Annotated in this window: 2 protein-coding genes; both read right to left on the minus strand. The window is 62.6% G+C overall.

The window, feature by feature from the left end:
* A partial coding sequence (locus AC4PR2_RS28485) for a ParB/RepB/Spo0J family partition protein (RefSeq protein ID WP_492176000.1) occupies positions 1-1,325 on the minus strand: 1,325 nt, incomplete at its 3' end.
* Positions 1,326-1,464: 139 nt separating this feature from the next.
* Positions 1,465-1,830, minus strand: coding sequence for a hypothetical protein (locus AC4PR2_RS28490; RefSeq protein ID WP_492176001.1), 366 nt, complete (start codon positions 1,828-1,830; stop codon positions 1,465-1,467).
* Between the last annotated feature and the right edge of the window lie 300 nt (positions 1,831-2,130).

A 2,130-nucleotide genomic window follows, 5' to 3' on the forward strand; every position in this document is an offset into this window, starting at 1 on the left:
GCCTGCACCGCCAGTGTCCGCTCGGCGGTCAGGCTGCGCAGCAGTGCGGCGCTGTAGCCCTTGTTTTGGGGTTCTGTTGCTTGTTGTTGGGAGGTGTTGGTGTCGTCGCTGTTGTCGCTGCCGGTGTCGTCTTCGCGCTCGTCGTCACCTTTGCTCGCCAGACGCACTACGCCCCGTTGTACAGTCAGTTCGCCGCGATAGAACGACACCACCACCCCGGTATCCGCCTTGATTTGGGCGCCCCAGGCCGCGATGTTGGCGCGTTCCTGCACGGCATCTATCTCAGCCCCGATACGTTCGGCGGCTTTATAGCGGGCGTCAGCCTCGGCGGGATCGGCAGTGCTGTCGCCTTCCTCAATCAGTTCATCATGGCGCAGGCCGCGCTGCGTCTGCGCCTCCTGCTCCAGCTCGGTGAGTTCGCCGGTGGGTTGCGCCAATAGGCTGTAATGCTCGCGGTCGTCTCCCCATGTGCGGATGGCGTCAATGCGTCCCATGCTCCACGCCCAGCCCTCATGCGCCGCCAGTTGTGCCGCGATATTCTCAAGTAGTTGCAGGGTCAGCGTATCCAGCAGCAGCGGGTCGGTGACGAAACCGCAGTCGGAGAACAGGTCGTGGCGTATCTCGCCACCGGCGGCCTCGTATACGTTCAGGCCAACCAGCGCCAGCGCGGCGTTGCCGTCCGCGGGGATTTCGTCGTTCAATACCCGCCGACGCAGCGCGGCAGGCTCGCGGCCATTGTAGAAGTCGTCACCCACCTCCCACGCCTGCATCTGGCGGTCAGGGCTGTCGGTCGAGGCCAGCGCCTGCAACTGGTCGAGGTTGATTTCATCCACTGCCAGCAAGGCCAGCAGATTGGGGTGCATGGACGCGAGTTTCAGCAGTTTTTGCACATGGCGCGTCGAATAGCCGAGCAGTCCGGCAATCTGCGCCGCGCTCTGCCCGTCCTCGCTCAGCGCCCGAAAGGCGGCAATCTGGTCGGCAGGGTGCATATCTTCGCGTTGCCCATTTTCGGTCAGCGACACCACCACCGCATCGGCCAAAGGCACCGCCTTGCACGGCACCGGGTAGGTATCGTCTATATCGCCCGCCTCACGCAGCACCTGCAATGCCAGCAGACGGCGCCCACCGGCCACCACCGCATACTTGCCGCCCTTGACCTTGCACACCACCAGATTTTGCAGCACCCCCACCGCACGGATACTGGCCGCCAATTCCGCAACGGCCTCCGGCCTGGGGTCGCGCTTGCGCACGTTGAGGTCGGATTTCACCAGCTTGCCCAGCGGGACGGTAATGACCGGCGCGACGGCGAGCACATTTTCAATCACATCAGTTTTACTTGTATTTTTTTCTGTAGTAGCTTTGACTGTGTTCATCAGAACACCTCCGCTAAATGGGTTGAGGTTACCGGTGCACGGATTACCCGTCCTGCCGGTGTGAAGAAGCAGCGCCCCCAGCGCTGCTTTTTTACTTTGTGCGCAGCAGTGACCAGTGCACCAGACTCATTTCATCGCTCGCCGCCAGCGGCCAGCCGTCAACCAGCCATACCGCCACCGAATCCGCATGACCGTCAAAGGCCACATACAGATACTCCGCGTCCTCCGGCAGGTCGGGCGGCAGCAGCGTACCGGTTGAGCGTCCGGCGGCATCGCACACGTACCGGAACAGGTCGTACACCTGCGGCACGGTCAGATATTCGCTGTTGGTGTAGGCGCTGCGCCGTATCTCTGGAAAATCCGGCGAACGACTGGCTGTAACCGCATTTTCTTTCGGCCCATATCTCTTTGAGTGTGCCTTCGTGGCGGTTTTGACGTTGACGTTTCGTGTGTTCATGCTGTTCTCCTTCCTGGGTGGTTTATCTATCTCTCGTCGGAACCTTGCGCGGCAAAAAAGCTGACGTAGCGACGGCGAACGGGGGAACGCAAGGGCGCCGCGTGCGGCGTGCCATTTACCCTTGCGGGCACGCGGGCGACGGTGCGACAAAAGCGGCCGCGCAAGGGGCTGACGAGAGATAACCACCTGACCAGATGAGCAGGAACACACCCGCCACGGCGTCACGCCGGGGCGGCCTTGAAGCCCGGCACCGCCGGGCGGTGAGCCTGGCGCGGCGCGGCAATCTTGCCGCTGCAAGCG

The sequence above is a fragment of the Serratia sp. A07 genome, assembly GCF_058725505.1.

What these genes read in the sequence shown, in the direction of transcription:
- AC4PR2_RS28490 (WP_492176001.1), bottom strand. Translation starts at nt 1,830, where the DNA reads ATGAACACACGAAACGTCAACGTCAAAACCGCCACGAAGGCACACTCA.